The organism is Pseudomonas sp. MWU12-3103b, from assembly GCF_023100615.1.
GTDB classification, from domain to species: domain Bacteria; phylum Pseudomonadota; class Gammaproteobacteria; order Pseudomonadales; family Pseudomonadaceae; genus Aquipseudomonas; species Aquipseudomonas putida_A.
Genome location: NZ_JALMEY010000001.1, coordinates 12,984 through 39,259, shown reverse-complemented (window position 1 = coordinate 39,259; position 26,276 = coordinate 12,984). Strand labels below are relative to the sequence as shown.

At 60.1% G+C, this 26,276-nt stretch carries 28 protein-coding genes; 12 read left to right on the top strand and 16 right to left on the bottom strand.

The annotated features are described in order from the left end of the window. Nucleotides 1-29 precede the first annotated feature (29 nt). Nucleotides 30-1,616, bottom strand: coding sequence for a cytochrome c oxidase subunit I (gene ctaD, locus M0808_RS00205; protein WP_007962785.1), 1,587 nt, complete (start codon nt 1,614-1,616; stop codon nt 30-32). 82 nt (nt 1,617-1,698) lie between these two features. After that, nucleotides 1,699-2,826 carry a cytochrome c oxidase subunit II gene (gene coxB, locus M0808_RS00200; RefSeq protein ID WP_027610220.1) on the bottom strand — a complete coding sequence of 376 codons (1,128 nt, stop codon included), beginning with the start codon at nt 2,824-2,826 and terminating at the stop codon, nt 1,699-1,701. Nucleotides 2,827-3,196: 370 nt separating this feature from the next. Between coxB and M0808_RS00195 the strand changes: the two genes are divergently transcribed. After that, the gene (locus M0808_RS00195) at nt 3,197-3,829 is read left to right on the top strand and encodes a hypothetical protein (protein WP_247839432.1); all 633 of its coding nucleotides are present in this window, start codon (nt 3,197-3,199) and stop codon (nt 3,827-3,829) included. Nucleotides 3,830-3,966: 137 nt separating this feature from the next. Here the strand turns inward: M0808_RS00195 and M0808_RS00190 are convergent, their stop codons facing one another. Both M0808_RS00190 and M0808_RS00185 read right to left on the bottom strand, forming a co-directional pair. Next, the gene (locus tag M0808_RS00190) at nt 3,967-5,493 is read right to left on the bottom strand and encodes a SulP family inorganic anion transporter (RefSeq protein WP_247839431.1); all 1,527 of its coding nucleotides are present in this window, start codon (nt 5,491-5,493) and stop codon (nt 3,967-3,969) included. Nucleotides 5,494-5,582: 89 nt separating this feature from the next. Further along, on the bottom strand, nt 5,583-6,314 hold the full coding sequence (locus M0808_RS00185) for a carbonic anhydrase (protein ID WP_098966495.1): 732 nt from the start codon (nt 6,312-6,314) through the stop codon (nt 5,583-5,585). Nucleotides 6,315-6,829: 515 nt separating this feature from the next. On the opposite strand from M0808_RS00185, the gene M0808_RS00180 reads away from it, so the two are divergent. Beyond that, a complete protein-coding gene (locus M0808_RS00180) occupies nt 6,830-7,411 on the top strand; it encodes a hypothetical protein (RefSeq protein ID WP_247839429.1) in 582 nt (193 codons plus the stop codon). An 85-nt stretch (nt 7,412-7,496) separates the two neighbouring features. Here the strand turns inward: M0808_RS00180 and M0808_RS00175 are convergent, their stop codons facing one another. From M0808_RS00175 to M0808_RS00160, 4 genes are all read right to left on the bottom strand, one after another. Further along, nucleotides 7,497-8,555, bottom strand: a complete 1,059-nt coding sequence (locus M0808_RS00175; RefSeq protein WP_247839427.1) for a PA0069 family radical SAM protein — start codon at nt 8,553-8,555, stop codon at nt 7,497-7,499. 74 nt (nt 8,556-8,629) lie between these two features. Next, nucleotides 8,630-9,931, bottom strand: a complete 1,302-nt coding sequence (locus M0808_RS00170; protein WP_247839425.1) for a cytochrome c — start codon at nt 9,929-9,931, stop codon at nt 8,630-8,632. A 12-nt stretch (nt 9,932-9,943) separates the two neighbouring features. Then, nucleotides 9,944-11,728, bottom strand: coding sequence for a GMC family oxidoreductase (locus M0808_RS00165; RefSeq protein WP_047597066.1), 1,785 nt, complete (start codon nt 11,726-11,728; stop codon nt 9,944-9,946). A gap of 2 nt (nt 11,729-11,730) precedes the next feature. Beyond that, nucleotides 11,731-12,477 (bottom strand): gluconate 2-dehydrogenase subunit 3 family protein, encoded by a 747-nt coding sequence (locus M0808_RS00160; RefSeq protein WP_247839423.1) that lies wholly within the window; start codon nt 12,475-12,477, stop codon nt 11,731-11,733. A 309-nt stretch (nt 12,478-12,786) separates the two neighbouring features. On the opposite strand from M0808_RS00160, the gene M0808_RS00155 reads away from it, so the two are divergent. Beyond that, nucleotides 12,787-13,431 (top strand): dual specificity protein phosphatase family protein, encoded by a 645-nt coding sequence (locus tag M0808_RS00155; RefSeq protein ID WP_027610212.1) that lies wholly within the window; start codon nt 12,787-12,789, stop codon nt 13,429-13,431. A 45-nt stretch (nt 13,432-13,476) separates the two neighbouring features. Here M0808_RS00155 and M0808_RS00150 read toward each other — a convergent pair whose 3' ends face one another. Together M0808_RS00150 and prlC are read right to left on the bottom strand one after the other, a co-directional pair. Further along, on the bottom strand, nt 13,477-13,761 hold the full coding sequence (locus M0808_RS00150; RefSeq protein WP_007962808.1) for a YheV family putative zinc ribbon protein: 285 nt from the start codon (nt 13,759-13,761) through the stop codon (nt 13,477-13,479). Further along, complete coding sequence (gene prlC, locus M0808_RS00145) at nt 13,758-15,836, bottom strand: oligopeptidase A (protein WP_167797057.1); 2,079 nt, start codon at nt 15,834-15,836, stop codon at nt 13,758-13,760. The genes M0808_RS00150 and prlC overlap by 4 nt, the downstream gene beginning before the upstream one ends. 62 nt (nt 15,837-15,898) lie before the next feature. Here prlC and M0808_RS00140 point away from each other — a divergent pair, with 62 nt between their 5' ends. Then, nucleotides 15,899-16,444, top strand: coding sequence for a gamma carbonic anhydrase family protein (locus M0808_RS00140; RefSeq protein ID WP_003220373.1), 546 nt, complete (start codon nt 15,899-15,901; stop codon nt 16,442-16,444). 28 nt (nt 16,445-16,472) lie between these two features. Continuing rightward, complete coding sequence (locus M0808_RS00135; protein WP_247839421.1) at nt 16,473-17,123, top strand: HAD family hydrolase; 651 nt, start codon at nt 16,473-16,475, stop codon at nt 17,121-17,123. A gap of 100 nt (nt 17,124-17,223) precedes the next feature. On the opposite strand, the gene M0808_RS00130 is transcribed toward M0808_RS00135, so the two are convergent. Beyond that, nucleotides 17,224-18,300: an aminopeptidase gene (locus M0808_RS00130; RefSeq protein WP_139054998.1), complete on the bottom strand. Its 1,077-nt coding sequence runs from the start codon at nt 18,298-18,300 to the stop codon at nt 17,224-17,226. A 58-nt stretch (nt 18,301-18,358) separates the two neighbouring features. Here M0808_RS00130 and M0808_RS00125 point away from each other — a divergent pair, with 58 nt between their 5' ends. Beyond that, the gene (locus M0808_RS00125; protein WP_096797306.1) at nt 18,359-18,781 is read left to right on the top strand and encodes a hypothetical protein; all 423 of its coding nucleotides are present in this window, start codon (nt 18,359-18,361) and stop codon (nt 18,779-18,781) included. A 40-nt stretch (nt 18,782-18,821) separates the two neighbouring features. Next, a complete protein-coding gene (locus M0808_RS00120) occupies nt 18,822-19,241 on the top strand; it encodes a hypothetical protein (protein ID WP_027610206.1) in 420 nt (139 codons plus the stop codon). Between the two features lie 8 nt (nt 19,242-19,249). Here M0808_RS00120 and M0808_RS00115 read toward each other — a convergent pair whose 3' ends face one another. Then, a complete protein-coding gene (locus M0808_RS00115) occupies nt 19,250-19,489 on the bottom strand; it encodes a DUF1161 domain-containing protein (RefSeq protein WP_027610205.1) in 240 nt (79 codons plus the stop codon). 247 nt (nt 19,490-19,736) lie between these two features. Beyond that, the gene (locus M0808_RS00110) at nt 19,737-20,168 is read right to left on the bottom strand and encodes an OsmC family protein (protein ID WP_007962818.1); all 432 of its coding nucleotides are present in this window, start codon (nt 20,166-20,168) and stop codon (nt 19,737-19,739) included. Between the two features lie 241 nt (nt 20,169-20,409). Between M0808_RS00110 and M0808_RS00105 the strand changes: the two genes are divergently transcribed. Then, on the top strand, nt 20,410-21,411 hold the full coding sequence (locus M0808_RS00105) for an LLM class flavin-dependent oxidoreductase (RefSeq protein WP_127649345.1): 1,002 nt from the start codon (nt 20,410-20,412) through the stop codon (nt 21,409-21,411). Nucleotides 21,412-21,582: 171 nt separating this feature from the next. Here M0808_RS00105 and M0808_RS00100 read toward each other — a convergent pair whose 3' ends face one another. Both M0808_RS00100 and M0808_RS00095 read right to left on the bottom strand, forming a co-directional pair. Further along, a complete protein-coding gene (locus M0808_RS00100; protein ID WP_027610202.1) occupies nt 21,583-21,804 on the bottom strand; it encodes a DUF1161 domain-containing protein in 222 nt (73 codons plus the stop codon). A gap of 124 nt (nt 21,805-21,928) precedes the next feature. Then, nucleotides 21,929-22,144 (bottom strand): dodecin, encoded by a 216-nt coding sequence (locus M0808_RS00095; protein WP_027610201.1) that lies wholly within the window; start codon nt 22,142-22,144, stop codon nt 21,929-21,931. Nucleotides 22,145-22,314: 170 nt separating this feature from the next. On the opposite strand from M0808_RS00095, the gene M0808_RS00090 reads away from it, so the two are divergent. After that, nucleotides 22,315-22,641: a DUF883 family protein gene (locus M0808_RS00090; RefSeq protein ID WP_003220391.1), complete on the top strand. Its 327-nt coding sequence runs from the start codon at nt 22,315-22,317 to the stop codon at nt 22,639-22,641. Here the strand turns inward: M0808_RS00090 and M0808_RS00085 are convergent. After that, complete coding sequence (locus tag M0808_RS00085; RefSeq protein WP_247839419.1) at nt 22,614-23,531, bottom strand: LysR family transcriptional regulator; 918 nt, start codon at nt 23,529-23,531, stop codon at nt 22,614-22,616. The genes M0808_RS00090 and M0808_RS00085 overlap by 28 nt on opposite strands. Nucleotides 23,532-23,645: 114 nt before the next feature. Between M0808_RS00085 and trpB the strand changes: the two genes are divergently transcribed. From trpB to M0808_RS00070, 3 genes are all read left to right on the top strand, one after another. Further along, entirely contained in the window at nt 23,646-24,878 is a 1,233-nt protein-coding gene (gene trpB, locus M0808_RS00080) for a tryptophan synthase subunit beta (RefSeq protein WP_103483941.1), read from the top strand. Beyond that, complete coding sequence (trpA, locus tag M0808_RS00075; protein ID WP_247839417.1) at nt 24,878-25,690, top strand: tryptophan synthase subunit alpha; 813 nt, start codon at nt 24,878-24,880, stop codon at nt 25,688-25,690. Before trpB ends, trpA begins: the two co-directional genes overlap by 1 nt. A 121-nt stretch (nt 25,691-25,811) precedes the next feature. Next, a complete protein-coding gene (locus M0808_RS00070; RefSeq protein WP_047597088.1) occupies nt 25,812-26,252 on the top strand; it encodes an anti-virulence regulator CigR family protein in 441 nt (146 codons plus the stop codon). Nucleotides 26,253-26,276 lie beyond the last annotated feature (24 nt).

The window sequence follows — 26,276 nt, the reverse complement described above, 5'->3', positions numbered from 1 at the left end:
CAAGCCCCCTCCCACAAAGGCAAGGCGTTTCATTTCACTTCCGGCGGCGTAGTGAAGGTGTGATACGGCGCCGGCGACGGCACGCTCCACTCCAGGCCTTCGGCGCCATCCCACGGTTTGGCCGGGGCTGGCGGGCCGCCACGAATGGTCTTGATCACGATGAACAGGAAGAAGATCTGCGTGGCACCGAACATGAACGCGCCAATCGACGAGACCATGTTGAAGTCGGCGAACTGCAGGTTGTAGTCCGGAATCCGTCGCGGCATCCCCGCCAATCCCACGAAGTGCATCGGGAAGAAGGTCAGGTTCATGCCGACGAACGACAGCCAGAAGTGCAGCTTGCCGAGGGTTTCGTCGTACATGTGCCCGGTCCACTTCGGCAGCCAGTAATAGGCCGAGGCGAAGATCCCGAAGATCGCCCCCGGCACCAGTACGTAGTGGAAATGCGCGACCACGAAGTAGGTGTCCTGGTACTGGAAGTCCGCCGGGGCGATGGCCAGCATCAATCCGGAGAAACCGCCGATCGAGAACAGGATCACGAACGCCACGGCAAACAGCATCGGCGTCTCGAAGGTCAGCGACCCCTGCCACATGGTGCTGGCCCAGTTGAACACCTTCACCCCGGTCGGCACCGCGATGAGCATGGTCGCGTACATGAAGAACAACTCGCCCACCAGTGGGATGCCGACCACGAACATGTGGTGCGCCCAGACGATGAACGACAGGAACGCGATGCTCGCCGTCGCATAGACCATCGAGGTGTAGCCGAACAGCGGCTTGCGCGAGAAGGTCGGGATGATCTGGCTGACGGCGCCGAACGCCGGCAGGATCATGATGTACACCTCGGGGTGGCCGAAGAACCAGAACACGTGCTGGAACAGCACCGGGTCACCGCCACCGGCGGCACTGAAGAAACTGGTGCCGAAGTGGATGTCCATCAGCATCATCGTCACGCACCCGGCCAGCACCGGCATCACTGCGATCAGCAGGAACGCGGTGATCAGCCAGGTCCAGACGAACAGCGGCATTTTCATCAGGGTCATGCCGGGGGCGCGCAGGTTGAGGATGGTGGCGATCACGTTGATCGCGCCCATGATCGAACTGATCCCCATCAAGTGGATGGCGAAGATGAAGTAGGTGACGCTTTCCGGCGCGTAGGTGGTGGACAGTGGCGCATAGAACGTCCAGCCGAAGTTCGGCCCGCCACCGGCGGTGAACAGGGTCGAGACCAGCAGCAGGAACGCCGCCGGCAGCAGCCAGAAGCTGAAGTTGTTCATCCGTGGCAGGGCCATGTCCGGCGCGCCGATCATCAACGGGATCATCCAGTTGGCGAGGCCGACGAACGCCGGCATCACCGCGCCGAAGACCATCACCAGGCCGTGCATGGTGGTCATCTGGTTGAAGAACGCCGGTTCGACGATCTGCAGCCCGGGCTGGAACAGCTCGGCGCGGATCACCATGGCGAACGTGCCGCCGAGCAGGAACATGCAGAACGCGAACCACAGGTACAGCGTGCCGATGTCCTTGTGGTTGGTGGTCAGCACCCAGCGCATCAGGCCTTTGGCGGGGCCGTGGGCGTGGTCGGCATGACCGTGGTCATCGATTACAGCGCTCATGGCCGGTCTCCTTTACGTGAGTGGACGAGGCTGGCCAGGGCGCGTTGCCCCGGCCGGTTCACGAAATACGCGATAGACCGGCTCATTTGCTTTCCGCCTGTTTGAGCTCAAGCACTTCTTTTGGCGTGACCATGTCGCCCTTGTTGTTGCCCCAGGCGTTACGTTCGTAGGTCACTACCGCTGCGATATCGACCTCCGACAACTGCTTGCCGAACGCTGCCATGGCGGTGCCGGGTTTGCCGAAGTACACGCGGTGCAGGTGGTCGGCTTTCGGCCCGGTGGCAATCGGTGAGCCCTTGAGCGCCGGGAACATCGGCGGCAGGCCCTGGCCTTCGGCCTGGTGACAGGCCACGCAAGTGGTGTGATAAATCTTGTCGCCGCGCTCTTTAAGCTCGTCCAGCGTCCATTCCTTGCTGGTCAGCTCCTTGAGCTGCGCGGCTTCGGCTTTGCGGTCGGCAAGCCACTTGTCGTAGTCGGCCTTCTCTTTGACGTCGACCACTATCGGCATGAAGCCATGGTCCTTGCCGCACAACTCGGCGCACTGGCCACGGTAGAGGCCGGGCTTGTCGATGCGGGTCCAGGCTTCGTTGACGAACCCGGGAATCGCATCGCGTTTGACCGCGAAGGCCGGCACCCACCACGAGTGGATAACGTCGGCGGAGGTCACGAGGAAGCGCACCTTGGCGCCGACCGGCAGCACCAGCGGCTTGTCGACTTCGAGCAGGTAGTGCTCGCCCTTGGCTTCCTTGTTGTGGATCTGTTCGGCAGGGGTGGCCAGGTTGCTGAAGAACTCGACATCCTGACCCAGGTATTTGTAGTGCCACTTCCACTGATAGCCGGTGATCTGGATATCGATATCCGGCTCACTGGTGTCGTACATGCGGATCAGGGTAGCGGTCGCCGGGACCGCCATCGCCACTAGGATCAGCAGCGGCACGACAGTCCAGAGAATCTCGACGGTGGTACTTTCGTGGAATTTTGCGGCGACCTGCCCGGTCGAGCGGCGATGCACGATCATCGACCAGAACATGGCGCCGAAGACGATGATCCCGATCACCACACAGATCCAGAAAATGGTCATGTGCAGGTCGAATACTGCGTGACTGATTTCAGTCGCTCCAGGCGCCATATTCACAGTCCAGGCCGCTTGAGCCGGGCTGAAAATCGACCACAACAGGAGGCCCATCCAGACGTGTGGATGTCGCATCATTGCGGGTTCCCCTTATCGTTCTTGTTATCCCGTAGGCGCAACGCCTTCGGCAAGGGAGCGGCTGCATCAGACTACGAACTTGAATCGCCGGGCCTTGCTGCGTGGGCAGTCGGGCGTCATCAGCTAACTCCATTCAATGGCGAGTATAGACAGCCACCGGGAATTGCAATGTCGACGCGTAAATGATCTGAAACAGCCGGGGCTTGCGCTCAAGGGTACGAATGGAGAAGGATGCAGACGAGTGGTGGCGAACCGATATAACGCTGCTGCATCAAGGATGAAATAATTATGACAAATGCGTCTTAGCATTTTTCGTAAGCCAGCTAAGTTATGTCTTCCCTATTTCATTGCCTTGTTCCCTGGAGTTTTCATGAACACCGCCGCATTGCGCGAGCAGATCCAAAAAGCCCGACAGACCGAAAACGAAACCGGACGGCTCAAGCGTCAGCTGGAAGCCAAGTTGCCTCATCTGCATTCGGCCATTCAGTTGCCGGACGCTAACCGCGAAGACGCGTTGACGAGTTTTGTCACCGCCTATATCGATGAAGTACCAGACATGCTGGACGCAGCCAATGAAGTTGCCAGGGAAGCGGGAATCGAGTCGCAGATCAAGCCGGTGCTGAAAATCGCCGAGCAGTACTTCCTCCAGCCGCCGGTCGGCCTGGACAGCCTGCTGGATGAAGCCTATCTGGCGCACCGCTTTGTTGAAGAGGTCAACGACCTGTACATCAAACACCTCGGCCAGCCATTGATCCCCTTGGACATGACGGTCGCCAACCTGATTGCTCACCAATTGCTCGGTGAGGAATTTGCCAATCAACTGGACGAAGTGGTGCATCACGCCATCGACAAGATGCTCGACGACGATAGTTTTGCGCTGGAATCGGTAGAGGCGTACCGCGACAAACTGAGCAGCCCGGATACCGGTGCTGCGTGGAAGCGCTGGCCATGCATGGGCCGTCGCCTGGGTGTGGGCCTGGAGCTGGACAAGCCTGCTGCCTGATTCAAAGCCCGGTACAAATCCCAATTGTGGGAGGGGGCTTGCTCCCGAAGACGGTGGATCAGTCACTATCAATGTCGACTGACCCACCGTCTTCGGGAGCAAGCCCCCTCCCACAGGGGTATTTCAAGATCAGGTTTTTAGCCGGCCGCGCCGATACCGGTAGTGGTTCGAATCCGTCCCTCAAGCCTGCGCTTCAACCCGCGCGACTCAATCAACAGCTTCGAGCCCTTCGCCGCATTCGCCCGGCCCCATTCCTCCAGCAACTCCAGACACGAATGGTCGATGTAGCTCAGGTTATTGAGCGGCACATGCACCGTCGTGCCTTGCGGAATACTGCCCAGCACTTGCGTCAACGCCGGCACTTTGAGGAATGTCGCCGCACCGATCAGACGCAACTCCATCTCGCCGTCCTGCGGCAGATCGATCAGGCTAATCTTCAATCGCGAAGCCTTGAACGCCAGTTTCAACATCGTCAGGCCGAAACCGATCAACACACCGGTCAGCAGGTCGGTGAAGATGATCGCCAGCGCCGTGGCGGCATAGGTGAACATCGGCATCCGCCCGTAACGGCCCAGACCACGAAAGGCCTTGAGGTCCACCAGTTTGAACCCGGTGTACACCAGCACCCCCGCCAGACTCGCCACCGGAATGCTTTGCAGCACGCTCGACAGCAACAGCACGAACGCCAGCAGCCACAGACCATGGAAGATCGTCGAGTATCGGGTGGTTGCACCGGCCTGGACGTTGGCCGAGCTGCGCACGATCACCCCGGTCATCGGCAGTGCCCCGAGCAGACCGCAGAGCATGTTGCCGACACCTTGCGCCGACAGTTCGCGGTCGAAGTCCGAGCGCACGCCGCTGTGCATGCGATCCACCGCTGCGGCGGACAGCAGCGTTTCGGCGCTGGCGATGAACGCCACGGCAAAAGCCGCAATCAGCAGGGTGGGATCAGCGAGGCTGAGCAAGTCCGCCGGTTTCAGCCAGTCGATGGCTTCGGCCAGATTCTCCGGCACCTCGACCCGTTTAACCTGCAACGCCAACAGCAGGCTGGCGCCCGTGGCCAGACCGACGCCGAGCAGCGCACCGGGAATGAAGCGCAGCGAATGCGGGCGAAATTTCTCCCACAGCCACATCACCGCAATGGTCGCCAGGCCGAGCAAGCCGGCCTGCCAGCCGAACGACGGCAAGGCTTGCGCCACCGCTCCGGGGAACGCCGTCAGGTTATCCAGCCCGGACGGTTGTGGCTTGGCATCGAGCATCACATGCACCTGCGACAGAACGATCAACACGCCGATCCCGGCGAGCATGCCGTAGACCACTGCTGGCGCTGTGACCCGAAACCAGCACCCGAGCTTCAGGCGCCCGGCCACCAGTTGCAGGAAACCGGCGAGCAACAGAATCGGCCCGAGCATCTCGATCCCGTGCTGGCGCACCAGCTCGAACACCAACACCGCCAGACCGGCCGCCGGCCCGCTGACCTGCAACGGCGAGCCCGCCAGCCAACCCACCACCAGACCGCCGATGATCCCGGTGATCAGACCTTTGGCCGGCGGCAACCCGGAAGCGATTGCAATGCCCATGCACAGCGGCAACGCGACCAGAAACACAACCACCGAAGCCAGCAGCTCCCGTGGCAACACCGCTTTCAATTGAGCAGCACGCATGATGACTCTCCCGAAGCTTTCTTCAGGCGTGGCGAAGCCGGGCCGCTGAACAGCGGCCGGCGTCATGCCACACAGATTTTTAGGAAGATTTAGAAGCGCGCTTTGGGCGTCGCCACCGGAATCGGATGGCTGCCGTCGAGCGGCAGGAAGCGTCCCTGATCCGCGTCGTAAGCTTTGATTTCGCTGGTTTCGATGTTGTAGACCCAGCCATGGATGAACAGTTGACCGTTCGCCATGCGTGAGGCTACCGAAGGATGGGTACGCAAGTGCTGCAGTTGGGCGATGACGTTCTCCTCGGTGAGGATCGGCATGCTTTCTTTTTCGTCGGTGCAGTTACAATTTTCGTGCACCATGGTTTTTGCCACTTCGGCGTGGCGCAACCAGGCTTTGACCGTCGGCATTTTTTCCAGGCTGTCCGGATTGAGCACTGCGCGCATGGCACCGCAATCGGAGTGGCCGCAGATGATGATGTGTTGCACGCCCAGCGCTAGTACCGCGTATTCGATGGCAGTGGAAACGCCACCGTTCATCTGGCCGTAAGGCGGCACGACGTTGCCGACGTTACGGGTCACGAACAGATCGCCTGGCGAACTCTGGGTGATCAGCTCGGGCACGATGCGCGAGTCGGCGCAGGTGATGAACATCGCCCGTGGCGATTGCGCCGTGGCGAGTTTCTTGAAGAGTTCTTCCTGCTGCGGGAAGACCTCATGATGAAAATGCAAAAAGCCGTCAACGATCGTTCGCAGCGCTGCATCGGCGGATTCCGCCCCAGGGACGGCTTGCGCCGACGCAGCCAACGGCTGTTTATCCTTGTCACTCATGATTCATCCTCTTTGGCGGATTCGGGGAGTCGTTCCCGTGTATTCCGGTATGAAGCCAGTGGCTGTTTAAAACATCCGGGCCATCCCGACCCGTCAGTCACTCGATGAACAAGGTAGCTGCCGAAACTTAACTCAAACTGAATCAAGCGCTCTAGAACGTGTGTTCCAGGTCACAAAAAACGTGACTGGCGTGTTTCGACGCAAGGATTCCAACCCTCAACCCTCAACCCTCAACCCTCAACCATAAGCCAATTGTCGCTAAATCAACGACATGTGGCGACCCGGCGGACAGAAGGCTGCGCGATCAAGCTGAAGAATTTTTTATCTATGTCATTTGATAATGAGGAGGAAGTTAGTATTAGTTGGCTTGAGTCTCATGTTAGTTGTTCTGTTTGTAGTCGACTTTATTATTTTGAAATGACTAAGTTGTTGTGGCTCAATCGTTTTATTCCTATAGTTTTTTTGGCGGGCATAATTGGTGTGTCCGTCTAATTAATTATTCAAGGATTGAAAAGATGACAACTAAAACTACTTTTGTTACTACCATGAATGCACTGCGCGAATTTCATAAGGCAAGTTGCGATCATACGCCTGGGGCGCGCCGCCAAGTTCTGGCCAAACCGGTTTATCCAACCGTTTCTGCGCTCACTTCGCTGACCCCGGAAGAAGCCGCGGCAGTTGAAGGCTTGAAAGAAGATTCGCAAAGAAACGGTGCCGTTAACACCAATGAAATTCAGAATCAGATCACCGCGGACACCGAGCGGTTCAAGGAAAGCGGTGGTGGTGACGCTGCCAGCGAGGAGTTCAGGAAGCGTATGGAGGAGAAGCGCGCAGCGCAGAAAGAATCTTCCAACAAGATGATCGATGATATGTTCGATAAGGCAATTGGCATTGGTGAAAAGTATCCAGCGACTCAGGGGGCAATCCTTTCTGTGTCGGACCAGATCATGGCGTTTTTCAGCAAGTTATACAACGAGATCTATTTCTGGGTCAGCAATATTGTTGAACAGTTTGTCGAATGGGTGAAAAACGCTTGGGAAAACATCAAGAATACCGCCCGCCGCATCGTCGACTGGATCAGTAACTGGTTCAAGTAACAGCTTCTCCGAAGCCAGTAGTTCTAAATAATCGCTTGATGGAGCCAGACTCCATCAAGCGATTTTTTATTGTTTTGCGCTCTGCCTACAGCAGAGCCATTTGTGCCCCTGGCGGACAGAAGGCCGTGCAGTCGAGGTTATAGCCCTCACGATGGTTTAAACCGAGACGTTTAATGGCTTTGGCGAAACGTTGCGCCAGCAGGTCGGCGAACGGTCCCTCGCCGCGCATTCTCGCGCCGAAACGGCTGTCGTAGAGTTCGCCGCCTCGGCTCTGGCGGATCAGGCTCAGGACATGGGCCGCACGCTGCGGATAGTGCGCCTGCAGCCATTCCTCGAACAGCGGCGCCACTTCCAGCGGCAGGCGCAGCATCATGTAGGCGGCACTTTGCGCACCAACCGCATGGGCTTCGGTCAGCAGGCTCTCTATTTCGCTGTCGTTGATCATCGGAATCATCGGCGAACACAGCACCCCCACCGGAATGCCTGCTTCGCGCATCACCCGGATCGCCCGCAGCCGTGCTTTCGGTGCAGCGGCACGGGGTTCGAGGATGCGTTTGAGTTCATCGTCCAGCGTGGTCAGGCTGATCATCACCGCCACCAGCCGTTGCTGCGCCAGCTCGGTGAGCAGGTCGAGGTCGCGCAAAATCAGCGAACCTTTGGTGACAATGGTTACCGGGTGCCGGTAGCGCAGCAGCACTTCAAGAGTCTGCCGGGTGATCTTGTGCTCGCGCTCGATGGGCTGATACGGATCGGTGTTGGAGCCAAGATTGATCGGCGCGCATTGGTAACCGCGTTTGCTCAACTGTTCCTCAAGCACCTGGGCGGCGTTGGTCTTGGCGATCAGCCGAGTTTCGAAATCCAGCCCCGGCGACATGTCCCAATAGGCGTGGCTGGGTCGCGCGTAGCAATAGATGCAGCCGTGCTCGCAGCCGCGATAGGGATTGATCGAGCGGTCGAAGGGCAGGTCCGGCGAGGTGTTGCGGGTAATGATGGTTTTCGCGGTTTCGATCATCACCTCGGTGTTCTGCGTTTCGGGCACTTCCTGATACCAGCCGTCGTCCTCGGCCACCGAACGGTTCGGCGCAAAGCGGTTGTGCGGGTTGGTCGCGGTGCCGCGGCCGCGCGGTGGCAATGGAGTAGACATGAAAACGCCCCGATACTGTGTGCATATACAGTATCGGGGCGTTGCTCATCTGGCTAGTGCCGTCGGGCGACTGGTCAGTTGTGTTGCGTGACCTGACCGAGGTCATCGCCGGAGGTGTGCTTCATATCCTCCTTACGCAACTCGGCGACGTCAGCGGCTTTCACCGGCGCCCCTTTGTTGCCCCAACTGCCACGGATGAAACTCACCACATCCGCCACTTCCTGATCCGACAACCGCCAGGCGAAACCCGGCATGGTGAAGGTCGAGGGTGCCGTGTGCGTCGCCGGCAAGGTACCGCCCTTGAGCACGATGTGGATCAGCGATGTCGGATCCTCCGATTGCAGCACCGGATTGCCCGCCAGCGCTGGGAATACCCGGGTGTAGCCGTGGCCGTCGGTACGGTGGCAGGCCGCGCAGTTGTCGATGTACACCGCTGCGCCACGCTGGCTGTCGTCGCCGTTCCACAGGGCTTTGGCCGCTTTCTCATCGTACTGGTGCGGCTGATCGGCAGGATCATTGGCCGGCAGCGACTTGAGGTAGCGGGCGATCGCGGTCAGGTCGGCGTCGGTCATGTATTGCATGCTGTGGGTGACCACATCGCTCATGCCGCCGAACACTGCACTGCGGTCGCTGCGACCGGTCTTGAGGAATTGCACCAGCTGCTCTTCGCTCCAGCTGCCCAGGCCATCCTTGTGATCACCGCGCAGACTTTTCGCGATCCAGCCTTCCAGCGGCGCACTGCCGGCGAGGAAGTTCTTGCCGTCCGCCGCGCTCAGGGATTTTTCCTGCATGGTCAGGGCCCGTGGCGTATGGCAGGCGCCGCAATGGCCGAGGCCTTCGACCAGGTAGGCGCCGCGATCGATCACCGGATCATCCGAGGTTGCCTTGTAGTCCTCGACCTTCGGCGCAAACAGCCAGCGCCAGCCCATCAACGGCCAGCGCATGCTCAGCGGCCATGGAATGTCGCTGGCCTTGTTCTCCTGCGCCACTGGTTCGACGCCGTGCATGAAGTAGGCGTACAGCGCCTGCATGTCGGTTTCGCTGACACGGGCGTAGGACGGATACGGCATCGCCGGGTACAAGGTACTGCCGTTTTTCGCCACGCCATGGCGCACGGCTTTGTCGAAGTCCTCAAAGCTGTAATCGCCGACACCGGTTTTGTCCGGGGTGATGTTGGTCGAGTAGATCGTGCCGATCGGCGTTTCCATCGGCAGGCCGCCGGCGAACGGCTTGCCGCCCTTGGCGGTGTGGCAGGCCACGCAGTCACCGGCGCGGGCGAGGTATTCGCCTTGTTTGATCAACGCCTGATCAACGTCGGCGGCGTGTACAGCCGTGCTGCCGAGCAGGGCCAGGGTGGCGATAACGAGATTTTTCATGGTCATCGCTCCTTATGCCTGAACCAGCGGGCCGGGGTTTTTCAGGTACTGCTCGCGGATCGCCTTGGCCGACCAGTAGGTCAACGCCGCCACCAGCCCGGTCGGGTTGTAACCCAAGCCTTGCGGGAACGCCGACGCACCTGGCACGAACACGTTGTGCACGTCCCAGCTCTGCAGGTAACGGTTCAGGGCACTCTTCTTCGGATCGGTGCCCATGATTGCGCCACCGTTGAGGTGGGTGGTCTGGTAGGCCGCAGTGTTGAAATGATCACCGACCTGCTTGCCGATCACCGCGATGGCTTTCGGGCCCATGGCTTGAGCGACCTTGCCCATTTTCTCGACCATGAAGCGGTTCATTTTGATGTCGTTTTCCTGCCAGTCGAAGGTCATGCGCAGCAGCGGCAAGCCGTAGGCATCGCGGTACACCGGATCCAGATCGAGGTAGTTGCCTCTGTAGGACTGATGCGCGCCGTGGGCGTCCATCGACACCTGGTGGGTGTAGTAATCGGCGGTCGCGCGTTTCCACTGGCTGCCCCAGGCCGGGGTGCCGGGCGGGTTCGAGGTGCCGGCAATCGGGCGGCTGCCCGCCTGGTTGACCCACATTGGCGAGCCGCCGACGAAGCCGTGTGGGCCGTGATCGAAGTTGTCGGCGTTGAAGTCATCCAGCGCCACACCGTTGCCGCCGGCACCGATGAAGTTGTTGGTGTGGGTGTCCTTGTCGAAGAACGCCTTGATGGTCGCCATGTTCTGGTAGGCGAAGTTACGCCCGACCACGCCTTCGCCGCTGATCGGGTCGTACGGTTTGCCGATGCCCGAGAGCAGCATCAGGCGCACGTTGTGCAGCTGGAAGGCGCCGAGGATCACTAGGTCCGCCGGCTGCTCGATCTCGCGGCCCTGGCCGTCGATGTACGTCACGCCGGTGGCCTTGGACTTGGTGCTGTCGAGGTTGACCCGCAGCACATGCGAGTTGGGCCGCAGCTCGAAATTCGGCAGTGGCTTGAGCGCCGGCAGAATGTTCACGTTCGGCGAGGCCTTGGAGTACATGTAGCAAACGTAACCGCTGCAGAACCCGCAGAAGTTGCACGGGCCCATCTGTGCGCCGTAGGGATTGGTGTACGGGCCTGAGGTATTCGCGGAGGGCAGGTTGTAGGGTTTGTAACCGACCTCTGTCGCCGCTTTGCCAAACAGTTGTGCGGAAACGGTGTTCTTCTGCGCTTCCAGCGGGAACGGATTGGAGCGATCCGGTGCGTAAGGGTTACCGCCCTTGCCCTGACCGACCAGTTGGCCCTTCACGGTCCAGGCCTGGCCGGAGGTGCCGAAGACTTTTTCGGCGAAATCGAAGAACGGCTCCAGCTCTTCATAGCTGACGCCGAAGTCCTGGATGGTCATGTCCTTGGGGATGAAGCTTTTGCCGTAGCGCTCTTCGTAGTGGCTGCGCATACGCAGTTCGATCGGATCGACGCGAAAATGCACGCCCGACCAGTGCAAACCGGCGCCGCCGACGCCATTGCCCGGCAGAAACGCACCCAACTGGCGATTCGGCAGGGCGATGTCGTTGACGCTGTGGCGGATGGTGACGGTTTCTTTCGAGATGTCCTGAAAGAGTTTTTTCCGCACGCTGTAGGTGAGTTCGTCGATCACCTGTGGATAGTTGCCGTCGGGGTAGGTGTCCTGCATCGGCCCGCGCTCCAGCGCCAGCACGTTGAGCCCGGCCTCGGTCAGCTCCTTGGCCATGATCGCGCCAGTCCAGCCGAAACCGACGATCACTGCGTCGACCTTCTTCATTACGGTTGCCATGCTCAAGCCCTCTCGCCGCGAATCGAAACTGCCGGGAAGGGGTATTGCTCATTGCGTTCCACCCAATCCATGAAATCGGCGCGGGCGCCGGGGAAGCCGATCATGGTCCAGCCGACCATGCCTTTATTGCCGCCGTGGATCGGGTCGCAGAAGAACCCTTCCTTGGTGTTTTGCAGCAGCAGGCTGAAGAAAATCTTCGCTGGAACCGCATCGAACTGTGGTTTGCCGGCTTCGAGCTGCGTGAGCAAATCTTCTCGGGTAGCGCTGTCTTGCTCGGCAAATGTTTTACCGTTGAGGGATTTTGCCCACTGATCCGTGGCAGCGATGCCCAGGCGATAGATCTCTTTTGGCACCAGTTTGCTCTGCCAGCCCATCTCCGGCGCGGCGTCGGCGTTGAACGGGCCTTGCATGTACCACAGGGCACCGGCGGCATACGGGGTGTTCATCTGGCGGTCGATGTATTCCGGCACGCCGGCTTCCAGAGCCCCCGGGCCTTGCTCGTCATTGGGTATGAGGTGTGCCACGGCGGCGTTGATGAAGGCCCATTCCTCGGCGGTGAAATAGCTCGGCTGATAAGCGCTAGCGTCAGCTTTGGCCGGTGTTGCTGCGGGCGTCGACGGGGCCGCTTCAGGCGCCGCTTGCAACACGCTGCTGCCCAGACCGCTACCGGCGAGGGTGACCACGGGAATCAGGGTCAGGGATTTGCGCAAGAACTCACGCCGCGGGTTGTCTCGATCTGCGTCAGACATGGGGGTGCACCTCATCAGGCATTGATGGTTGTCCGCCGTTTCTGCGAACGGCGTGAGCATTTTTCGTCGCGGCGTGGCCCGGTGGTTGACCGGGAAAAGGGGGACGCCTGCAACATCGTGTGACAAATGGTAGCAGGCTATGCATCGGGTTGAACCGATTCAGCGGAAAAAGCTGCGGTTTTTTACCTGAGTGCTCAATGAAATCGCACGGATTCACGATTCTTTGACAAGTGCCTCACAGGGCTTTGACCGTCAGACGTGGAAGCTGCGAGGCCTTTCATTGATGAATTCCGATACGGTCAGCCCAGCATGTCTCGAGTGCGCCTTTTCCCTGCTTTGTGTTTGTCGCTTGTTGCCCTGTTGCACTTGATGCCGGCCCAGGCTGACGCCGCTGCAACATCGCGTCCCCCTGAATGGGCGCAACCGGTTGAAGTGCAGTACAACCTGTTCCAGATGTCGCCAACCCTCTACCGCAGCGCCTTGCCGGATGGCGGCGCAGTGCCGTTGCTGAAGAACCTGAAAGTGGCGACGGTGATCAACTTCCTGCCGGAAGCTGACAGCAGCTGGCTGTCGGAGCCGGGCATCAATCAAGTGCAACTGCCTTATCGCACCAACCACGTCGATGACGCCGATGTGCTCAAGACGCTGCGCGCGATTCAGGCTGCCGAAGCCAACGGCCCGGTGCTGATGCACTGCAAACACGGTTCCGACCGCACCGGCCTGATGGCGGCGATGTACCGGATCGTGGTGCAGGGCTGGAGCAAGGAAGACGCGCTGAATGAAATGACGCAGGGCGGTTTTGGTGAAAGCGGCCATTTCAAGGATGGCGTGCGCTACGTGATGCAGGCCGATGTCGACAAGCTGCGCACCGCGCTGGCCAACGGCGACTGCAGCACCAGTGCCTTTGCCACTTGCTCGATGAAGAGCTGGTTCCAGTCAGTCAACCTCAAGTAAGCCGCACCCTCCACGGCATTGCACCGTGGAGGGTCATTCGCCGGCTCAGTCTTCGGACTTTTTCTTCAGCTTCGGATTCGGAAAGAACTGCACGGCCTGGACAGTCTTGTCCGGCGCCGGCTTGAGCGCGCTGGTATTGACCCGCGTGCCCAGTTCCTTGGGAACCGACAGCCCTTGCTCGTTCAGCGTATCCGAGTAACCGCAGGCCACGCACTCACGGTGCGGCACGCTGTCCTCGTTCCACATCATCAGTTTGTCCGGCTCGCTGCACGCCGGGCAGACAGCCCCGGCGATAAAGCGCTTCTTGGTAATCACAGGTGCCTCACTCATGCTGCTGCGTCCTCACTCAGGCCGCTATGGCGCAAGAGTGCGTCAATCGATGGCTCACGGCCACGGAAGTCGACGAACAGCACCATCGGTGCCTGTGAGCCACCGCGCGCCAGAATCGCTTCGCGGAAGGCGCGACCGGTTTCGGCGTTGAGCACGCCGTCTTCTTCGAACCTGGAGAAGGCATCGGCTGACAGCACTTCCGCCCACTTGTAGCTGTAGTAACCCGCGGCGTAACCGCCGGCGAAGATGTGCGCGAAGCTGTTGGGGAAGCGGTTGTACGCCGGTGGACGCATCACCGACACCTCGTCGCGCACGCCTTCCAGCACTTGCGCCACGCTGCGGCCGTCACCGTGAGTGGCGTGCAGTTCGAAGTCGAACAGCGAGAATTCCAGCTGACGGACCATCATCAGCCCGGACTGGAAGTTTTTCGCCGCGAGCATTTTTTCCAGCAGGTCTTGCGGCAGCGGCTCGCCGGTTTCGTAATGACCGGAGATCAGCGCCAGGCCTTCCGGCTCCCAGCACCAGTTTTCCATGAACTGGCTCGGCAGCTCGACCGCATCCCACGCCACGCCGTTGATCCCGGAAACACCGGCGTGATCAACGCGGGTCAGCAGGTGATGCAGGCCGTGACCGAATTCGTGGAACAGGGTGGTCACTTCATCATGGGTCAGCAGCGCAGGCTTGCCGCTGTCGGCCGGGGTGAAATTGCACACCAGGTTGGCCACCGGGCTTTGCAGCACGCCGTCAGCGGTACGGCGGCGGTCGCGGGCGCCGTCCATCCACGCACCGCCGCGCTTGTTGGCGCGGGCGTAGAGGTCGAAGAAGAAGCGGCCGACGTGCTGGCCGTTTTCCTTGATTTCGAACAGGCGCACGTCCGGGTGCCAGGTGTCGAAGCCTTTCAGTTCGGCGATTTCGATGCCGTACAGGCGCTGGACGATAGCGAACAGACCGCCGAGGACTTTATCGATCGGGAAGTACGCACGCAGGGTTTCCTGAGCGACGCTGTAGCGTTGCTCGCGGAGTTTTTCCCCGTAGAAACCGCTGTCCCAGCTTTGCAGATCGGCGCAGCCCTGTTCGGCGGCGTAGGCGCGCAGCTGCTGCAGATCCTGCGCAGCGAACGGCTTGCTGCGTTTGGCCAGGTCGCGCAGGAAGCTCAGCACCTGATCGCTGGACTCGGCCATTTTCGTGGCCAGGCTCAGCTCGGAGAAACTGGCGAAGCCCAAGAGTTTTGCCAGTTCCTGACGCAGGTCGAGGATCTCTTCCATGACCGGGCCGTTGTCGTTCTGCCCGGCGTTCGGGCCTTGGTCCGACGCACGGGTGCAGTAGGCGGCATAGACTTCTTCACGCAGCGCGCGATCCTGGGCGTAGGTCATCACCGCGTAGTAGCTCGGGAATTCCAGGGTGATCAGCCAGCCATCGAGACCTTTGGCCTGCGCGGCGGCAGCCATTTGCGCCTTGGCCGAATCAGTCAGGCCGGCGAGGGCAGCCTCCTCAGTGACGTGCTTGGTCCAGGCTTGTGTGGCGTCGAGCAGTTGGTTGGAGAAGCGGCTGCCCAGCTCGGACAGTTTGCTCTGCACTTCGGCGTAGCGCTTCTGTTCGGCTTCCGGCAGGTCGATACCCGACAGACGGAAATCGCGCAGGGCGTGTTCCAGAATGGTTTTTTGCGCCACGTCGAAACCGGCGGCTTCCGGGCTGTTGGCCAGCGCTTCATAGGCCTGGAACAGTTCGCGGTTCTGGCCCATCTCGGTGGAGTAGGCGCTCAGGGCCGGCAGGCACGACTCGTAGGCTTCGCGCAGTTCGGCGCTGTTGCACACGGCATTGAGGTGGCTGACCGGGCTCCAGGCAGCGCCGAGGCGATCGTTGAGTTCGTCCATCGCCAGTACCAGGCCGGCCCAGGTCGGATTCTGGCCTTGGGTCTTGAGGATTTCGGCGATGGCGGCGCGGTTGTCGGCCAGGATGGTTTCGATGGCTGGCAGCACGTGTTCGGCACGGATCGTGGAGAACGGTGGCAGGTCGTAGGACTGCAGAAGAGGGTTGTTCACGCTCACGGTTGGCACCTTGGCTGGAAGAAACATGCGCCCATCTTAATTACAATCGACACTCACCGCAGCTATCGGCGACAGAGAGAGAACTTATCGTGCCCGTTCGCAAGTACCAGAATCACACCCCGCAACTCGGCAAGGGCGCGTTTGTCGACGCCTCCGCGGTGGTGATCGGCGACGTCGAAATCGGCGAAGACAGCTCCGTGTGGCCGCTGACCGTGATCCGTGGCGACATGCACCGCATCCGTATCGGCGCGCGCACCAGCGTGCAGGACGGCTGCGTGCTGCACATCACCCACGCCGGCCCGTTCAACCCGGATGGTTTCCCACTGCTGATCGGCGATGACGTGACCATCGCCCACAAGGTCATGCTGCATGGCTGCAGCGTTGGCAGCCGTGTGCTGATCGGTATGGGCAGCATCGTCATGGACGGCGCGGTGGTCGAGGACGATGTGATCATCGGCGCCGGCAGCCTGGTGCCGCCGGGCAAGCGCTTGGAAAGTGGCTTCCTCTACGTGGGGAGCCCGGTGAAGCAGATCCGCCCGCTGACCGACAAGGAACAAGCCTTCTTCACCTACAGCGCGGCGAACTACGTGAAGCTCAAGGACCTGCATCTGGCCGAAGGCTACGACCAGCTCTGAAACGACTTACACCTGCTCAGGATTTCTCATGCATTACCAGACCATACTGTTCGACCTCGATGGCACCCTGACCGACCCGCGTGAGGGCATCACCCGTTCCCTCCAGTTCGCTTTGAGCAAACTCGGCATCGACGAGCCGGACCTGAGCAAACTCGAACACTTCATCGGCCCGCCGCTGTTGCAGGCGTTCATGCAGTTTTATGGCTTCGACGAGGCCAAGGCCTGGGAGGCGGTAAATTTCTATCGCGAGCGCTTCAAGGTCACCGGCCTGTACGAGAACCGTGTGTTCGACGGCGTCACGCCGTTGCTGGAAACCCTGAGCGGGCAAGGGCGACAGCTGTATATCGCGACCTCCAAACCTTGGGAGTTCGCCCGGGAAATCGCCCGGCACTTCGACTTCGCCAAACACTTCAAGGTGATCTACGGCAGTGAGCTGGATGGCACGCGGACCAACAAGGTCGAGCTGATTGCGCACCTGATCGCCGAAGAAGGGCTGGATCCGGCCAATACGCTGATGATCGGCGACCGCAAGCATGATCTGATCGGCGCGCGCAGCAACGGCGTGGACGCGGCGGCAGTGGGCTATGGGTTTGGCAGTTTTGAAGAGTTGAGTGCCGAAGCGCCGGCTTATCACTTTGAGACTTTGGCTGAGTTGCATCAGGCGTTTTTGCGGCGCTGATGAGTCAGTCTTCGCGAGCAAGCCCGCTCCCACAGGAGGCATGCATGTCACCTGTGGGAGCGGGCTTGCTCGCGAAGAGGCCAGTACAGACCGCGAAAAATCAGGCTTCTGCCAATGCTTTGAGTGCTGCCTTACGCTCGATAACCGGCAAATCTCCCAGCTTCTCAACCTCGGCATAAAACCGCAGCCAATCCCCCCCAACCTGCCTGAACAACGCTGCAAACGCCGGCACCCACTGGTCATACAGCCCGAACGGCAGCAAACGCGCATTGTTCAGCGGCATGTTCACCCAGGCGTCGTAACGCTTGTCCCCGGCCCACTGGCGGTCGCGCATCAATCGATATTCGCGGCGAAACTGCTCGAACGTCGCCGCTTTGCGTTCGCGCATCTGCTCGGCTGGCAGCGGCTGAGCGTAGAGCTTTTCCAGGCGTGAGCGCGTTTCCAGCACCAGTTCGATGAACTGATCGCGCTGCTTGAGCCTGGCATCGGTGTCCGGCGGCAGGCCACGAAACGCCCGCCACTGGCGGGTGCCTTCCTGCTCGACAAACGTGGCAAACGACTCATTGAACTCGGTGTCGTCTTTCACATAGAAACGCTGATGCGCCAGTTCATGAAAGATCAGTGTGGCCAGACGCTCATCGCCCCAGCCCATCATCGAATTGAGGATCGGGTCATTGAACCAGCCGAGGGTCGAATAAGCCTCGACGCCGCCAATCGCCACGTCCATGCCTTGCAGGCGCTGGATCGCCGCTTCGCCGCGCGCGGCGCTCTGGCTGTAGTAGCCGCGATAGGCCACGCAACCGGCGATCGGGAAGCAATGGTTCTGCGGGGTCAGGGAAAACTCCGGGGTGGCGAACACGTTCCACACCACATACGGCCGGCCAATGTCGGCGTACAGCCGATAGCTCTGGTTGTCCGGCAGGTGCAGCTGTTCGCTGGCGAAGTCCCGTGCCTTTTGCGACTGGGTCAGGTGCGTGCGCAGGGTTGCATCGCGGCTTGGGTCGGCAATCACCTTGGCCACCGGCTCACGCGCGCGCAACAACTGCAACTGACCGCTGGCCAACTGGCTGTAATAGCTGACGCTGGAACAACCGTTGAGCAACAAAAACATCACCCCCGGAAACAAAATCCGAAAAACGCGATCAAGTAACCCATGGCTTGGAAGCGGCCTGCTCAAAATAAAAATCCTTTGGAAAGTCTGCCCGCAAGACTATCCCGCCATTTGGAGCTTCGCTATGCGCATGTTGTTGCTGACAGGAGGCCTGCTGACGCTGGCCGGTTGTGCCGGATTCGGAATGCCCGATCCTGACCCCTCGCAAGCCTGGATTGATCTCGATGCCCGGCAACAGGACACGGCGTTGCAAGCGCTGAAAGTCGATGACAAGGCAACTGTCGACAAACGTTATTTCGAAGTGCAGCCCGGCAGCCATGAGTTGAAGGTGCGTTATCAGTTTCCGGTCGAAGCCACCAACATCGGCCCCGACGCCGAACCGCTGTGGCGCGATTGTCAGTTGAAGCTGACATTCAAGGACTTCAACGCCGGTCAGCGCTATCAGTTGCAGGCCGGCAGCATCGGTTTTCGGCCATGGGCCAGGCTTTATGATGAACAGCGCAAAGTCGTAGGGCAGGGCACACCCGCAGGCTGCCAGAAAACCTGATCGGGATTATGCTGGATGTCCAAATCACGGGACATTGATCATGCACAGGTTGACGTTGTTGCTCGCTGCAAGTCTGCTTGCTGGCTGCCAGAGCCCGATGCCGGCAGCCGATCCCGGCAAGGCCTGGGTCGACTTTTCGATGCCGACACCCGGCGGTAAGGTGCTGATGGCTGAACGGCTGGACAACGTGCGCCTGCGGGACGGGCGCTTTTTCCAGGTCGCGCCGGGCAGTCATGAGCTGACGGTGCGCTTCGATTTCGAGATCTTCGGTGGCAGCCAGGGCTTGGACACCGACCCGCAGGAACGCCTGTGTTACATGACCGTGCGCTACGATCATTTCGAAGCCGGGCAACGTTACCGACTTGAAGCCCGGTCGCTGGCGTTCACGCCGAGTGCTCGGTTGATCAATCGCCAAGGGCAGATAGTTGCCGAAGAGCGCCAGATCAACTGCGTGCCTTGAGCGGACTGTCAGATGTCGTTCTTCTGGTAGACGATCGCTTTTGTGCCGTTTTCGCAGGTGCCGACAACCATCGCCACGTCGTGCTTGTCGGCCTCTTCCTTGCTGACAATTTCCAGTGTGTAGGACGGCACTGCATTCGCCTGGATCTTTACTTCGATCTCTTTCTTCAATTCTTCGCAGTCTTTCGGTGCGGCGAGTACCGTTGTGGCCAGTGCACTGCAAAGAATCGCCAAGCCAATACGTTTCATAGATGAAGCTCCCTGATGCAGCGCGCACGGGCGTGCGCTGAAGCTGCTGTCACTTATTCGACCATATTTTTGCGGGGCGGGTTCTGACTTCGCTCACATCTTCAGGAATTGTGGTGATTGTTGGATTGCCATCGCGAGCAGGCTCACTCCTACAGGGGATCCCGATTGTTCACACTTGATGTGTCCACTGGAGATCGAATGTAGGAGTGAGCCTGCTCGCGATGGCGCCAGTGCAGTTAATGCCTGATCAGCTGACCAGCGAAGCCTCAAGAGTAATCTTCGCATTCAGTACCTTGGACACCGGGCACCCTTCCTTGGCCTTGTTGCTCAGTTCCTCGAACTGCGCCTGAGTAGCGCCCGGGATCTTCGCCTTGAGGATCAGCTTGATCGCGGTGATGGCAAAGCCACCCTCGACCTGATCCAAGGTGACTTCAGCCTGGGTGTCGATGCTCTCGGCCTTCAGGCCTGCATCACCGAGAATCATCGAAAACGCCATGGAAAAACAGCCGGCGTGTGCGGCGCCGATCAGTTCTTCCGGGTTGGTGCCCTTGCCGCCCTCGAAGCGGGCCTTGAAGCCGTAGGGGGCTTCTCTGAGCACGCCAGTCTCGGTAGAGATCGAGCCGATGCCGGTTTTCAGATCGCCTGCCCAATGTGCGGATGCTTTCTTCACGATAGCCATGTCTGCCTCCTCAAGATCTGGCGCGGAACGCCGCGCCGTCGTGGTTTTTACTTGCAAGGCTTCTGAGGATAGACGTCGGGACAAAGTTCAGCCCGGCTGAATCGTTGACTTTTTTAGTAGGAAATTTCATCGCGGCTATTGAAACTCGGGTATATGCCCTCATTGCATAAAACACGCTTATGGATTGGGCAGGTTTTCGTTCGCAAGAAAAACCTGCCTCCTCATTCGGAGACGCAGGTTTATGAAGCAACTGTCCGACGTAAAGTTTTCCACCCTCGACCTGGTGCCCGTGCGCGAGAACGGCAGCCCGGCGCAATCGCTGCGCAACTCGCTGGATCTGGCACAGCATGTCGAGAAGCTTGGCTACACCCGTTTCTGGGTCGCCGAACACCACAACATGGACGGTATCGCCAGCTCCGCCACGTCGGTGCTGCTGGGGTATCTGGCCGGTGGCACCTCGACGATTCGCGTCGGCTCCGGCGGGGTGATGCTGCCCAATCATGCGCCGCTGGTGATCGCCGAGCAGTTCGGTACTCTCGAAAGCCTCTATCCGGGACGCATCGATCTGGGTCTGGGCCGTGCGCCCGGCTCCGACCAGATGACCGCCCGCGCCCTGCGCCGCGAACGCTCCGGCAGTGCCGATGATTTCCCGGAAGATGTCGCCGAGCTGGCGCGCTTCCTCGGCCCGCGCACCCCGGATCAGCGGGTGATCGCCATGCCCGGCACCGGCACCAATGTGCCGATCTGGTTGCTCGGTTCCAGCCTGTTCAGTGCGCAACTGGCCGGTGAGCGCGGGTTGCCCTACGCCTTCGCCTCGCACTTCGCTCCGCGCTTCATGCATGAGGCGATTCGCGTCTATCGCAACCACTTCAAGCCGTCGGCAGTGCTCGACAAACCGTACGTGATGCTTGGGGTGCCGCTGGTGGCGGCCGATACCGACGAGCAGGCCGACTACCTGGCGACCTCGGTGTACCAGCGAATTCTCGCGCTGATGCGTGGGCAGAGTCTGGTGCAGCGCCCGCCAGTGAAAAGCATGGACGGCTTGTGGCTGCCCCATGAGCGCGAGGCGGTGGGGGATTTCCTCGGTCTGGCAATGGTTGGCAGCCCGCAGAAGATCCGTGCGAAGCTGGAGGTGCTGGTCGAGCAGACGCAGGCCGATGAGCTGATTTTCACCTGCGATCTGTATGAGCATGCCGATCGCCTGCATTCCTATGAGTTGCTGGCCCAAGTCATGAAGGGCTGACTCTGGAATACGGCTTCTGTGGGAGCGGGCTTGCTCGCGAAGACGGAGTGTCAGACACCCTGGATGTCGGCTGACATAACGCTTTCGCGAGCAAGCCCGCTCCCACATTGGGAACCAGTGGCCCACAAAAAAGCCGACGCCTTCGCGTCGGCTTTTGCATTTCAATCGCGATCACCCGCGTTTGTAGACGATTTCCTTGGTGCCGCCTTCACAGGTGCCCACAACTTTTCCGCCATTGGCTCCCTTGTCGACAACCTCCAGCGAATACCCTGCAACGCCCTTGGCATCCAGCTTCGCTGCAATCTCGCCTTTCAGCTCTTCACAAGGCTTGCCAGCAGCAAACGCGCCACCCGCAAGGCTCAACAAACCTACTGCCAATATGAACTTCTTCATCGGTCGCACTCCCTGGTCGGATTAAAAGAGGCGGGCACCGGCTGTGCCGATGCACTCACCTTGTAGCGCTTTGCCATTCCTATGGCACTCGGCCAGCGCGCAAGTTCAGAAGCGTAGCCCAAACTCAGCTGCTGGCAATGCGAAAGCCCACTTTGAGGGTTACCTGGAAATGCGCAGCCTTGCCGTCCTTGATGTGGCCACGGGTCTCGACCACTTCAAACCATTCCAGATGTTTGATGCTCTTGTTGGCTTCGGCCAACGCGTTGTTGATGGCGTCTTCGATGCTGCTGGTGGACGAGCCGACCAGCTCGACTTTCTTGTACGTATGATGGTCACTCATGGCGATCTCCTTAACGTTTGGAATTGACGTGTGGAATTGAGACTAGCAGTCAATCTGCTCTGTTGATTTCGGCGGCTCGATGCAAGCGAAGTTCAGATTTTCTGCACTTTCTCAAACCGCTGAAGTCCCAACCAACACACGCCACTCATCACCAATGCAGGAGAGCCACCATGGCCAACACCTCTTTACGTAAAGCCTCGTTGCAAAGCATGGAAGCCGAGATCGAGAGTCTGCTCAAATCGTTGGAAAGCCTGAAGGACGACGCGTCCGACGAGTCGCGCAAGACCCTTAAGGCGCTCAAGAGCAACGCTGAAAGCGCGCTGAAACATTCGCGCAGCCTGCTCAGCGATGCCTATGAAGAAGTTAAAGTGAAAACCCGCGAGACCGGCATCGCCACCCGCGATTACGCTCAGGAACACCCTTGGACCACCGCCGGTGTGGCGGTCGGTGCAATCGGTCTGCTGGCTGCTTATTTGCTGTTCAAGCGCGGCGAGTGATCCGTCTGGCGCAGCTCATTCTTGAGCCATTGCGCCAGTTGCCGGGCGCGTCCGTCTGCGGCGCGCTTGGGTAGCCACAACGCCAGTTGCGCCGGGGTTTCGCAAAAGCCCCACGGCGCAACCAGGCGACCGGCCTTCAAGTCCTCGGCCACCAGCGGCTCTGGCGCGATTGCCACGCCGAGTCCGGCCACTGCGGCTTCCAGCAGATAATACAAATGCTCAAAACCTTGCCCCAACTTCAACGACTTGGCGTCGAGGTGATTTTGCTGTGCCCAACTCGGCCAGGCTTGCGGGCGCGATGTGGTGTGCAGCAGCGGCTCGCTGAGCAAGGCTGACGCCGGCGCCGCTTGCAGGCGTTGGTAGCCACTGAACAGCGGGCTCATCACCGGGCCGATGCGTTCTGCGGCCAGTTCGTAGACCTGCATGTCTGCCGGCCATGGCGGCTCGGCGAACAACAGCAAGGCATCGAGTCCAGGGCGCCGCGGGTCAAGATCACCTTCACCCGCTGACAAGTGCAGACGCAAGTCCGGCAGATCGGCGTTGAGCCGCCCCAGGCGTGGGATGAACCAGCGCGCCAACAGACTGCCGGAGCAGCCGAGCACGAACGGCGCGTCAGCGGTGCTTTGCGTCAGCTCGGCACACACACTGCGCAACCGATCAAAGGCCTCACCGCTGGCATCTCGCAAACGAACACCGGCATCTGTGAGTTTCAAGCCGCGACCATCCTTGATGAACAGGCTCACGCCCAGATGCTCTTCGAGCACTTTGAGCTGACGGCTGACTGCACCATGAGTGACGTGCAGCTGTTCGGCCGCCTGACTGACACTGTTCAGCCGGGCGGTGGCTTCGAACGCGCGTAGGGCGTTCAGCGGGGGAAGGTCGTGGCTCATGGTATCTGTGAGTTTTCCTGACAGGTTGTGGCGATCTTATCGGTTTTCAGCCTGGAAGGTCAGGGGTAGAGTGGACGCCATTGTCTTCTTACCCGAATTCACCTGGAGCACATCATGACCCAGACTTCGAACACCTCCAACCTGCGTAGCGGGCCTGACGATAACGGCCTGTTCGGCGCGTTTGGTGGCCGCTACGTCGCGGAAACCCTGATGCCGTTGATCCTCGATCTGGCCCGTGAATACGAAACGGCCAAGGAAGATCCGGCATTCAAAGAAGAATTGGCCTACTTCCAGCGTGACTACGTCGGTCGTCCGAGCCCGCTGTACTTCGCCGAGCGTCTGACCGAGTTCTGCGGCGGCGCGAAGATCTACCTCAAACGCGAAGAGCTGAACCACACCGGCGCGCACAAGATCAACAACTGCATCGGCCAGATCCTGCTGGCGCGGCGCATGGGCAAGAAACGCATCATCGCCGAGACCGGCGCTGGCATGCACGGCGTGGCGACGGCCACCGTGGCCGCACGTTTCGGTCTGGACTGCGTAATCTACATGGGCACCACTGACATCGAGCGTCAGCAGGCCAACGTGTTCCGCATGAAGCTGCTGGGCGCCGAAGTGATTCCGGTGGTGGCCGGCACCGGCACCCTGAAAGACGCGATGAACGAAGCGCTGCGTGACTGGGTAACCAATGTCGACAGCACCTTCTACCTGATCGGCACCGTGGCCGGCCCGCACCCGTATCCAGCCATGGTGCGCGACTTCCAGGCGGTGATCGGCAAGGAGACCCGCGAGCAGTTGCAAGCTCAGGAAGGTCGTCTGCCGGACAGCCTGGTGGCGTGCATCGGCGGCGGTTCCAACGCCATGGGCCTGTTCCACCCGTTCCTCGATGATCAGAGCGTCGAAATCATCGGGGTTGAAGCGGCCGGTTACGGCATCGAAACCGGCAAGCACGCGGCCAGCCTCAACGGTGGCGTACCCGGTGTGCTGCACGGCAACCGTACCTTCCTGCTGCAGGACGACGATGGACAGATCATTGACGCCCACTCGATTTCCGCCGGCCTCGACTATCCGGGCATTGGCCCTGAGCACGCCTGGTTGCATGACATCGGCCGCGTCCAGTACACCTCGGTGACTGACGACGAAGCCCTCGCCGCGTTCCACCAGTGCTGCCGCCTCGAAGGCATCATCCCGGCACTGGAAAGCGCGCATGCGCTGGCTGAAGTGTTCAAACGCGCACCGAAACTGCCGAAGGATCACCTGATGGTGGTCAACCTCTCCGGCCGTGGCGACAAAGACATGCAGACCGTCATGCACCATATGGAACAGTCGAAGCAGGAGAAACACTGATGAGCCGCCTGCAAACCTGTTTTGCCGACCTCAAGCAACAGAATCGCGCCGCGCTGGTGACTTTCGTCACCGCCGGTGATCCGGACTACGACACTTCGCTGGCGATCCTCAAAGGTTTGCCCGGCGTTGGCGCCGACGTGATCGAGCTGGGCATGCCGTTCACCGACCCGATGGCCGACGGCCCGGCGATTCAACTGGCGAACATCCGTGCCTTGGGCGCCAAGCAGAATCTGGCGAAAACCCTGCAAATGGTTCGCGAGTTTCGCGAAGGCAACAGCGACACGCCGCTGGTGCTGATGGGCTATTTCAACCCGATCCACATGTACGGCGTTGAACGTTTCATCGCTGATGCCAAGGAAGCGGGCGTCGACGGTCTGATCGTGGTCGACATGCCGCCAGAGCACAACAATGAACTGTGCGACCCGGCACAGGCTGCGGGTCTGGACTTCATCCGCCTGACCACCCCGACCACTGATGATGCGCGTCTGCCGAAAGTGCTCAATGGCAGCTCGGGCTTCGTTTACTACGTGTCGGTGGCCGGCGTGACCGGTGCCGGTGCAGCAACTCTGGAGCATGTCGAAGAGGCGGTCACCCGTTTGCGTCGACACACTGATCTGCCGATCAGCATCGGTTTCGGTATCCGTACTCCGGAGCAGGCGGCGTCCATCGCTCGTTTGGCGGACGGGGTGGTGGTGGGTTCGGCACTGATCGATCACATCGCCAATGCGACCACGCCGGCCCAGGCTGTCGATGGCGTGCTGGGTCTGTGCAAGGCGCTGTCCGAGGGCGTGCGTCAGGCCCGCGTCAGCTGAAGGTAAAGTTCCTGATACAGAGGAATTAGCGCCTCACATCACGGCCTAATTGAGCAAGACCGAGGGATTCAGAACCACGTTCTGAATCCCTTTTTGCTGTTGGTGCAGTGAGGAAGACTTGATGAAAATGCCGAAACGTCTGATTGCCGGACTGGGCGTGCTGATGCTAAGCGCGACGCCGCTGCTGGCCAGCGCCGATCCACGCGATGATCATGACCACGGCGGCCCGCAGCAGGGCCACTACGATAACCGTGGTGACGATCACCGTGGCCCGCAGAACGACCACCGAGGCGGCCCGCCACGCGACTTCGGCCCGGTACGGCAGACCATTCGCGACAATCACGGCTACTTCGTTCGCGGCGCACCGCCACCTCCGGGAATCCATTTGGAACGCGGCCGGCCGTTACCGCATGGTTACTACGGCGAGCGGCTGGACGGTCGGGCGCTGAGTCGTCTGCCGGTTTATCCGGGTTATGAGTGGCGCCGCGCCGGGGGCGATATCGTGCTGATCGCAGTGGGTACCGGGATCGTTTACGAAATTCTGGATGGTGTTTTGTACTGATTTGGCACGATCATCTGTGGCGAG

What these genes read in the sequence shown, in the direction of transcription:
- ctaD (WP_007962785.1), bottom strand. Translation starts at nt 1,616, where the DNA reads ATGAGCGCTGTAATCGATGACCACGGTCATGCCGACCACGCCCACGGC.
- coxB (WP_027610220.1), bottom strand. Translation starts at nt 2,826, where the DNA reads ATGATGCGACATCCACACGTCTGGATGGGCCTCCTGTTGTGGTCGATT.
- M0808_RS00195 (WP_247839432.1), top strand. Translation starts at nt 3,197, where the DNA reads ATGAACACCGCCGCATTGCGCGAGCAGATCCAAAAAGCCCGACAGACC.
- M0808_RS00190 (WP_247839431.1), bottom strand. Translation starts at nt 5,493, where the DNA reads ATGCGTGCTGCTCAATTGAAAGCGGTGTTGCCACGGGAGCTGCTGGCT.
- M0808_RS00185 (WP_098966495.1), bottom strand. Translation starts at nt 6,314, where the DNA reads ATGAGTGACAAGGATAAACAGCCGTTGGCTGCGTCGGCGCAAGCCGTC.
- M0808_RS00180 (WP_247839429.1), top strand. Translation starts at nt 6,830, where the DNA reads ATGACAACTAAAACTACTTTTGTTACTACCATGAATGCACTGCGCGAA.
- M0808_RS00175 (WP_247839427.1), bottom strand. Translation starts at nt 8,555, where the DNA reads ATGTCTACTCCATTGCCACCGCGCGGCCGCGGCACCGCGACCAACCCG.
- M0808_RS00170 (WP_247839425.1), bottom strand. Translation starts at nt 9,931, where the DNA reads ATGAAAAATCTCGTTATCGCCACCCTGGCCCTGCTCGGCAGCACGGCT.
- M0808_RS00165 (WP_047597066.1), bottom strand. Translation starts at nt 11,728, where the DNA reads ATGGCAACCGTAATGAAGAAGGTCGACGCAGTGATCGTCGGTTTCGGC.
- M0808_RS00160 (WP_247839423.1), bottom strand. Translation starts at nt 12,477, where the DNA reads ATGTCTGACGCAGATCGAGACAACCCGCGGCGTGAGTTCTTGCGCAAA.
- M0808_RS00155 (WP_027610212.1), top strand. Translation starts at nt 12,787, where the DNA reads ATGTCTCGAGTGCGCCTTTTCCCTGCTTTGTGTTTGTCGCTTGTTGCC.
- M0808_RS00150 (WP_007962808.1), bottom strand. Translation starts at nt 13,761, where the DNA reads ATGAGTGAGGCACCTGTGATTACCAAGAAGCGCTTTATCGCCGGGGCT.
- prlC (WP_167797057.1), bottom strand. Translation starts at nt 15,836, where the DNA reads ATGTTTCTTCCAGCCAAGGTGCCAACCGTGAGCGTGAACAACCCTCTT.
- M0808_RS00135 (WP_247839421.1), top strand. Translation starts at nt 16,473, where the DNA reads ATGCATTACCAGACCATACTGTTCGACCTCGATGGCACCCTGACCGAC.
- M0808_RS00125 (WP_096797306.1), top strand. Translation starts at nt 18,359, where the DNA reads ATGCGCATGTTGTTGCTGACAGGAGGCCTGCTGACGCTGGCCGGTTGT.
- M0808_RS00120 (WP_027610206.1), top strand. Translation starts at nt 18,822, where the DNA reads ATGCACAGGTTGACGTTGTTGCTCGCTGCAAGTCTGCTTGCTGGCTGC.
- M0808_RS00115 (WP_027610205.1), bottom strand. Translation starts at nt 19,489, where the DNA reads ATGAAACGTATTGGCTTGGCGATTCTTTGCAGTGCACTGGCCACAACG.
- M0808_RS00110 (WP_007962818.1), bottom strand. Translation starts at nt 20,168, where the DNA reads ATGGCTATCGTGAAGAAAGCATCCGCACATTGGGCAGGCGATCTGAAA.
- M0808_RS00105 (WP_127649345.1), top strand. Translation starts at nt 20,410, where the DNA reads ATGAAGCAACTGTCCGACGTAAAGTTTTCCACCCTCGACCTGGTGCCC.
- M0808_RS00100 (WP_027610202.1), bottom strand. Translation starts at nt 21,804, where the DNA reads ATGAAGAAGTTCATATTGGCAGTAGGTTTGTTGAGCCTTGCGGGTGGC.
- M0808_RS00095 (WP_027610201.1), bottom strand. Translation starts at nt 22,144, where the DNA reads ATGAGTGACCATCATACGTACAAGAAAGTCGAGCTGGTCGGCTCGTCC.
- M0808_RS00090 (WP_003220391.1), top strand. Translation starts at nt 22,315, where the DNA reads ATGGCCAACACCTCTTTACGTAAAGCCTCGTTGCAAAGCATGGAAGCC.
- M0808_RS00085 (WP_247839419.1), bottom strand. Translation starts at nt 23,531, where the DNA reads ATGAGCCACGACCTTCCCCCGCTGAACGCCCTACGCGCGTTCGAAGCC.
- trpB (WP_103483941.1), top strand. Translation starts at nt 23,646, where the DNA reads ATGACCCAGACTTCGAACACCTCCAACCTGCGTAGCGGGCCTGACGAT.
- trpA (WP_247839417.1), top strand. Translation starts at nt 24,878, where the DNA reads ATGAGCCGCCTGCAAACCTGTTTTGCCGACCTCAAGCAACAGAATCGC.
- M0808_RS00070 (WP_047597088.1), top strand. Translation starts at nt 25,812, where the DNA reads ATGAAAATGCCGAAACGTCTGATTGCCGGACTGGGCGTGCTGATGCTA.